7 protein-coding genes are annotated in these 8,077 nt (G+C 57.1%); all 7 read left to right on the top strand.

The window, feature by feature from the left end; all coding sequences use genetic code 11:
* Positions 1-798 (top strand): HD-GYP domain-containing protein (locus tag Q1Q75_RS22000; protein ID WP_300675279.1); only part of this gene is annotated, 798 nt, incomplete at its 5' end.
* Positions 799-851: 53 nt separating this feature from the next.
* The gene (locus tag Q1Q75_RS21995; protein ID WP_300675277.1) at positions 852-1,313 is read left to right on the top strand and encodes a chemotaxis protein CheX; all 462 of its coding nucleotides are present in this window, start codon (positions 852-854) and stop codon (positions 1,311-1,313) included.
* A 225-nt stretch (positions 1,314-1,538) separates the two neighbouring features.
* Complete coding sequence (locus tag Q1Q75_RS21990) at positions 1,539-1,913, top strand: chemotaxis response regulator CheY (RefSeq protein WP_300675275.1); 375 nt, start codon at positions 1,539-1,541, stop codon at positions 1,911-1,913.
* 91 nt (positions 1,914-2,004) lie between these two features.
* Positions 2,005-3,360 (top strand): sigma-54 dependent transcriptional regulator, encoded by a 1,356-nt coding sequence (locus tag Q1Q75_RS21985; protein ID WP_300675273.1) that lies wholly within the window; start codon positions 2,005-2,007, stop codon positions 3,358-3,360.
* A 409-nt stretch (positions 3,361-3,769) separates the two neighbouring features.
* Entirely contained in the window at positions 3,770-6,127 is a 2,358-nt protein-coding gene (locus tag Q1Q75_RS21980; RefSeq protein ID WP_300675271.1) for a tetratricopeptide repeat protein, read from the top strand.
* Positions 6,128-6,208: 81 nt separating this feature from the next.
* Entirely contained in the window at positions 6,209-7,561 is a 1,353-nt protein-coding gene (locus Q1Q75_RS21975) for a sigma-54 dependent transcriptional regulator (protein ID WP_300675269.1), read from the top strand.
* 140 nt (positions 7,562-7,701) lie between these two features.
* Positions 7,702-8,077: flagellar basal body rod protein FlgB (gene flgB / locus Q1Q75_RS21970; RefSeq protein WP_300675267.1), on the top strand; the 376-nt coding region annotated here is incomplete at its 3' end.

Below are 8,077 nucleotides of genomic sequence, written 5' to 3'. Positions count from 1 at the left end.
ATTTCTCACAGCTCGCGACTCAAAGCGTTTAAGGTCCCCATGAATTCCCTGGTGCTGGTTCCCCTGCAGATCCGGGCGAAAAGCTTGGGGGTTCTGATGACCAGTCACATCACACCGGATCGCCATTTTTCGGAGACGGATGTCTACCACCTGAGTTTTATGGCTCAAAAGGCGGCGGGCAACGTGGAAAATGTGGCCCTGTATGAAAATATTTATGACAACCTTTTCTCGACTCTCTCGGCCTTTGTAAAAGCCGTAGAAGCCCGTGATTCCTATACAAACCAGCATTCCAACCGGGTGGGAGAAATCTCGATTCTTCTGGGGACGGAGCTGGGTTGCACCCGAGAGGAGCTGGCCATTTTGAATTTTGCCGGCAGGCTCCATGATATCGGAAAGATCGGGATCCGTGATGCAATACTTCTAAAGCCCGGGCGCTTGACGGACGAAGAGTTTGAAAAGATCAAAGAGCATCCCGACATTGGTGCAGACATTGTCGGGCAGCTTGGTTTGTGGGATCGCGAAGCGCAGATTATCCGCCATCATCATGAGCGGTTTGACGGCTTGGGCTATCCCGAAGGACTTCACGGTGTGGCGATTCCCTTCTTGTCACGGATTCTTTCCGTGGCGGATGCCTTTGATGCCATGGCCTCCGACCGGGCGTACCGACGGAAGATGCCGTTGGACAAGGTGACCGCCCTTATTCGAGAAGGGGCCGGGAAACAGTTTGACCCCAGGGTGGTCGATGCCTATTTGAAGGTGATGCGGCAAGGGGGACTCAAGGTGTCCCACGGTGAGTAACGGTTAGGAAGATCAATACGGGCTGAAAAGCCGATGGGGCGAGTGAGTGCGTTATGGATGCAAATGTGATCAACCCATTTATTCACGCCACGTCCAATGTACTGGAGACCATGGCTTTTGTCAGTTGCCAGGCGGGGACTCCCTACCTGAAGCGTGATGACAGAGCCACGGGAGATGTGACCGGTATCATTGGTTTGACCGGTGAGACCAACGGCACCATTGCCGTGACCTTCGATGAGGGGAGTATTCTCCGGGTGGTGTCCAATATGTTCGGAGAGGAGATCACCGAACTCTCCCATGAGGTGTCGGACGCCGTTGGCGAGATTATCAACATGATCTCGGGGCAGGCAAGGCGTGAAATGGAGGAGCATGGTCGGATTTTTCATAGCTCCATCCCTTCCGTGGTGAGCGGTCGGGGCCATGCCATTACCCACTACTCCGATGGACCGAAGATAGCCATCCCCTTTACAACCGATGGGGGGGGATTTACGATAGAAGTCTGCCTTGAATATTAATGGCCGCCTGTTGTGGATTTGTGACGCCGATGCTATCTGTTAGATCATAACGGACTAGTGCACGATAGATTTGGAATCAGTCGATGAGTCGACATCTTTCGGTGTTATACCTCGGACAGGATACCGCGCCGTCGGGAATGCGGTGGAAGACCCAGTGGGGTTTTTCATGATGCTATTCCATGAAGGGTCGGTGGGGCCGCGTTAGAGAACGATGGAGATCAGGAAATGAGTACATCCTTGAAGATCTTAGTTGTTGATGATTTTGCCACCATGCGCCGAATCATGAAAAACATTCTCAAGCAGCTTGGGTACACCAATATCACGGAAGCGGATGATGGCACCACAGCGCTGGAGGAGTTGAAGCGGGGTAGCTTTGACCTGATTATTTCTGATTGGAATATGCCCAAGATGACGGGTTTGGACCTGCTTAAAGTCGTGCGCTCGGACCCCGATTATAAGGATATTCCTTTCCTTATGGTGACCGCCGAAGCCCAGAAGCAGAACGTCATCGAAGCGGTGCAGGCGGGCGTCTCAAATTATGTGGTTAAACCCTTTACGGCGGAAGCCATCGCAGACAAGCTGGGCAAAATTATTGGATAGGCAACAAGGGTGTCCCCTCGTTATCACTCCCTGAGCTTTGCGCAACAACTCATTCCACTTCCGAAAGCAGCAAGATAGGACCGTAGCAATCATGGCGGACACCAGGATGATCAAAGTGCTCATATCAGGAGGGCTGGACAGGTCTCTTCTTATGGGCATGCTCTCCCATTGCGACCTGAAGGTCGAAGCAGCTCCTGATATGGATGTATCCATGGGGTCCGTGGGCGACTCCGGTTATGGGGCCGTTGTGGCTTCCCACCTTTCCGAGAACGATGCCTCGGCACTTTCAGCTATTTTAAAACGCTGTGGCCAGCCTCCATTGATCCTTGTAGGACAGGGGCCGGCACCGGATTATGAGGACACCCTCCGTCTGGATGAGGGGGTGAGTGCCGATGAGGTGGTTGAGGCGTGTCGCGCCACGATCCTGTCCACCTCCGAAGAAGTGCCCACAGGGCTCTTTGATGTCCGGGGCCTCGTGGGGCAAAGTGAGGGGCTGAAGCGTGTGTTGAACGTTGCCCGCAAGGTGGCGTCCACGGACAGCACGGTCCTGATCACCGGAGAGAGTGGGACGGGCAAAGAGTTGATTGCCCGGGCCATTCATCGGAACAGTCCCCGGCACAACGCTCCTTTGGTGGTGATTAATTGCGGGGCCATTCCCGGTGAACTGCTGGAGAGCGAACTCTTCGGGCACGAGAAAGGGGCCTTCACCGGCGCCTATCGGTCCCGTCCCGGACGGTTTGAGCTGGCCAACGGGGGCACCATTTTCCTCGATGAAATTGGGGACATGAGCCCTGATCTGCAGGTCAAACTCCTTCGAGCCATTCAGGAGAAGTGCTTTGAACGTGTGGGGGGCACCAGCTCCATTCACGTGGACATTCGTATCATTTCTGCCACAAATAAAGATCTTGCCCAGGCCGTGGCGCAGAAGCGGTTCCGTGAAGACCTCTATTATCGCCTCAACGTGATCCCTGTCATTATGCCTCCTCTGCGGGACCGTCGCAGTGACATTCCCCTTCTGGCAGAACACTTCATGGAAAAATTGTCCCGACGGACCGGGATGGAGAAAAAGCGGTTCGCACCCGAGACCCTGGAGATTATGGGGGCCTATGACTGGCCGGGCAACGTCCGTGAGTTGGAGAACCTCGTGGAGCGTTTTTCGGTTCTGGTGGATGCCAACCTCGTGGAACGTGATGATCTCCCCGATCATTTTATCTCCGATGTCTCCGGTCACAGCTTAGGGGCGCCTTTCTATGGGGACTCCCGTGGTGGTGTGAATTTTCATGAGTCCGTGGAGCAACATCAGAAATCCTTGATTCTTCAAGCCTTGCACGAGTCCAACTGGGTGAAGGCCAAGGCGGCCGAGCTTCTTAATATGAAGCGGACCACTCTGGTGGAGAAGATTAAAAAAATGAAGATCGAGGAGTGCTCGACCTCACCCTCTCTGTAGTCATGGTGTTTATCAGCCATTTTTTTCACGGGGCATGGGGGGAGGAGCACCGATCTCCCCTGATGCCTTTCCGTGTTTTCTTCCGTCAATTTCTTGGCGGGCGTCCCGCCTTTCGATTCTTCCTTATTACAGGCAGTTTTTGTCTTGAATGTCTCCTTTTCTCGGCGCTTTTAATGGGTTATGGCAAGGGCTCGCAATGTGCTCCTGTGCTGGCACAAGGGTTGCAAAGCTTTCTCTCCGGACACCGGTGTCCCCGCCGAGGGCGGCGCCGGAATGATAAGGGACCAGTAAGGAGTTGGCGATGACGGCGTTCCCAAAAATGACGAGGGGATGGATCCCATGGGTACTGACAGCGTGTGTGCTTCTATCGTGCGGGCAGGTTCGGGCAGCTGAGGTGACGAAGGTGGTCATGACTCAATTCCCGGCCCGTGTGGTGTTTGAGTTGTCGGAGGCTGTGCCCTCAAAGGTGGTGAAGATTGACGACCATGAATTGCTGGTTGCCTTGAAGGATGTCTCCATCGACGAGGGGGTCTTTCCTTCGCCTGGGGCCTCACCCCGTGGGCTTCAGGTGGCGATCCGCCACCGTACCCCGGGGGTGACCACGCTGCTGGTGAAAACAGTGCAGCCGATTGTGAGGATGGATCATGCCTGGAACGCGCAGCGCCTTGTGATTTCCCTGGTGCTGAAGGAGGCGTCCCGCAATAAGGCCTCCCGAAGCCAAAAAAAACAGGCCGAGGTACTGACCCCAGAGCGGGTCCTGGGGCATGTGCCGAGCGAGGCCACGCCTTCCGGGGATGACATGCACCTGAGGGCTCGCGACGGATTTTCCGGCACCTTGGATGACCTCCGTCTGGAGGTGAAGAGCTCCTTATGTCAGGAAAGTGACGGAATGGATCGTCTTTTTGCCCTCATGCGAAGCGGCGCCTACCGCCAGGCCGAACAGGCGGCGGCAAAAAGCCTGAAACGTCTCGAAATTTCCCGTGGGTGTGCCGAGGGACTTCAGGTGCTCCAGGTGCTCAGTGCCTTTCGGGAGGCTGAAGCCCGCCCGGATCAAGGGGAGATGGTGGCACTGCCGGCGCGTATCAACGCCTTTATCAGCCAGTTCCCCGATTCGCCCTATCTGCCTTATGCCCTCTCCATGCTGGGGAGTGCCTATAGTGAGTTGGAAGATTACGGCATGGCAGAAGGGTATTACCGGGTGGTCCTGGAAGACCATGCGGGATTTACGGCGGCACCGGGGATCACCTTTCGGCTGGGGAAACTGTTGCGAGAGACCGGTCGCGCTGTGGAAGCGCTTCCGCTGCTGGAGTCGGTGGAGGCCCTGGGAGAGGCCCTCACCTTTGCTGGGGAGGCACGCAAAGAGATGGCCCTGGCTCTGTATGACGTGGGTGATTTTGCTCGCAGCCAGGCTTTGTTTGAAACCCTCATGGCCGAAAGTGACGAGGCCGTGTGGCGTGATCCCGATCTTCTTTACTACGGTGGCCAGGCAGCCTTACGAGCCGGTGACCGGGCGCATGCGCGCCGATATCTGGTGCAGTTTGCCAACCTTTTTCCCCAGGCGGAAGGGGCAGACATGGCCCTTGAAAGCGTGGGGGAGACCTGGCTCGATGATGGCCGCGAAGCGCGTGCTACTTCTTTTTTCCGGATGGTCATTGCGCGCTACACCGAAGGCGAGGGGTACGTGACGGCCCTGGTTCGTCTGGCAGAACAGCTTCAGGACCGCAAAGAGAAAGAGGCCCTTTACACCCAGGTGATGGATGATTTTGAAGAGCATCCCCTGGCCCGCCTGTCCATGCTGCGCCTGGCCGCCCTGTATGATGAAGCCGGGGATCATACGGCAAGCATTGCGATGGTCAAAAAGCTTCTGGTCTTAGGGGCCGGCGGCTTGAGGACCGAGGCGTATGCCCGACTGGAACAATCCGTTTTGGGGCACTTCAAGGGTCTCCTCGCCGAAGGGAGCTACGTGGACCTCATCTCTTTTTTTGAAAAGGAACGTCGCCTTCTTCATAAGCTGGAAAATCCCGATGTCTTTCTCCTGGCCGGAGAGGCCTTTATGACGGCCCACCTCTATGGGAGCGCAGCGGAAGAGCTGGAGCGCGCCATTGTTCTTTCCATCAAGCGGCAGAAGTGGTCGGGGGAGGCGCGGTTGGCAGGGCTCTATTTTCAGCTGGGGCGGGCACTCGATGAAGGCGGTCGGAAAAAAGAGGCACAAGCCATCTTTACCCGCTACCTTGAGCATTACCGCAAGGCGTCCAATCAGGGCGATGCGGCCCTCCGCCTGGGACGTATCCTGTTTGATCTTGGAGAGCTGGAACAGGCCGAGATCCTGTTTAAGAAGAGCCTGACCCTGGGCGGGGGCGCCGAATCGCGAGTCTGGCTTTCCCGGTGCCGTGAAGACCAGGGAGACCCCGCTGCCGCCGCCGGTTGGCTGGAGGAGGCGATTCCCCTGCTTGGGTCTGAAGAGCCCCTGCCCGGCGCAGCGCTTTATACCGCACATCGGCGTTTGGGTGATTTGGACATGAAGCTGGGGCGTTATAAGGCGGCCACCGCTGATTTTGCCGAGGCGGAAAAATATGCCGGCGAGGAGGTTTCCGCAGAGGAGCTTCGTTTTCTGAGGGCCGATGCCCTGGCCCGGGGAGGGGAGGAGGAAACCTCTCTGGTTCTCTACCGGGCGGTGGCGGCTTCAGACGATGAGTTCTGGAGTGGCATGGCCACGGAACGGATCCGTGCCATGGAGTTGTCGAAAAGATTGGGCGGGTCACAGTAGGCCCCGGCAAAAGTTTCCGGGGGGCCAGGCGGAGTCCGTTGATTTTTGAGTGTAAAAAAGAGGCAGGAAGAAGGGAAGTGCATGGCAGCGTGTCAGGTGTTGTTGGTTGATCAGGGATTGTCCCGAAGTCGGGAGTGGGGACCGGTTCTGGAAACAAAAGGGCACAGTCTGACGCGAACCGCGGAGCTCCCGGAGGTCGTGGAGCTGGTTTCGTCGAGCTATGATCTCGTGGTGGTGCATGGGCCGTCGGTGGGGGATGCCCTCCTGCCCTTTCTTTCGGTTCTGACCGCCGAAGAGGAGGCCCCGGATGTGGTGGTGGCGATGGACACCCCGGATGCCGCCCGTGCTGTGGCATGGATGAAAAGTGGGGCACGCGATTGCCTGATGGCCCCGGTGACCTCAGAACAGATCGGCCTCCTCGCCGATGCCCGCGCGGTGTCTTTATCTACCAGTCGGGGCCGGGTGGCCGGAAAGACCCGTATCATCACCTGCAACCCCCGCATGGAGGCATTGCTCACCATGCTGGATCGCGTGGCCGACAGTTCGGCGTCGGTGCTTATCTCCGGGGAGAGCGGCACGGGCAAGGAACTCATTGCCCGGTACGTTCATGGGAGGAGCGCTCGAAACCGCGGGCCTTTTGTGGCCGTGAACTGCGCGGCTCTTCCAGAGAGCCTGATGGAGAGCGAACTCTTCGGGCACGAAAAGGGGGCGTTTACCGGAGCCTCCGCGCGGAAAATCGGAAAGTTCGAGCTGGCCGAAGGAGGCACCCTGCTCCTGGATGAGATCACGGAAATGCCGGTGGTCCTCCAGGCCAAACTGCTGAGGGCCATTCAGGAGAAAGAGGTGGACCGGCTGGGGGGCACGGCTCCGGTCTCCATTAATGTCCGGGTGGTGGCCACCACCAATCGGGACGTGAAAGAGGCCATGGCCCAGGGAGAGTTTCGAGAAGACCTCTACTTTCGCCTCAATGTGATCCCCGTTAAGCTCCCCCCTTTGCGGGAACGTCAAGAGGATATTGAGGCGCTGGCCCGTCATTTTATGGCGAGATTCAGTGCCCAGGACGGGCGTTCTGTCAAAAATTTGACGTCCGACGCCGTGGATCGCCTGAGGAATTACCCCTTTGCCGGCAATGTGCGTGAACTGGAAAACCTGATTCACCGGGCGGTCCTCCTGGCCGATGGGGACACCCTCGGCGCAGATGCGCTCTGGTTTGAAGAGGGGGAGATGCCCCTGCCGTTGCCCGCACCGGTCGCCGCGATGTCCCATGATTTCAAGGGTACTCCCCTGCGTGAGGTGGAGCGTATGGTTATTTTTGACACCCTCGGACAGACCGGCGGCAACCGGACCCATGCCGCCAAAATTCTCGGCATCAGTGTGCGGACCCTGCGCAATAAATTAAACGAGTACCGTGCCGATGGAACGGAGATCCCTTAAGGCATGGTTGTTGCATTCTTTTATTTGTGACAGTTTGCAATAGATAGAGACGGGCGTGACCTCTGGGGCACGTCCACGGGATGGAGTCACCCTCCCTCTTGTTTTGACACGCGTACTTTTTTTAAAAAAGCAGGAGCATCATGCCACGCGAGTTTGCCATCGATCATACGTATGCCCTGCTCGGCAAGGCCATGGACGTCTCAGCAAGGCGCCACAATCTCATCACCGGCAACCTGGCCAACATGGACACGGTGGGGTATGAGGCCAAAGATCTCGATTTTCAGAAAACCCTGGATGTCGAGATGAGCCAGAGCACGGGAGCCTTGGACAGAACCCATGAGAAACACTTTCGGGGTCGGCCTGCCGGGGCCATGAACACCGAGATTGTGGAAGATGCGCCGGTGGACCTGGATCGTGAGATGTCCAGTCTGGTGGAGAACAACATTCGCTATCGCTCCACCGTGGAGATGATGATGCGTAAGGTGGCGACCCTTCGGGATGCCATCGGTGAAGGGG

Source organism: Desulfoluna sp. (assembly GCF_030145185.1).
Classification (GTDB): Bacteria; Desulfobacterota; Desulfobacteria; order Desulfobacterales; family Desulfolunaceae; genus Desulfoluna.
This window is presented reverse-complemented; position numbering and strand designations above follow the sequence as displayed.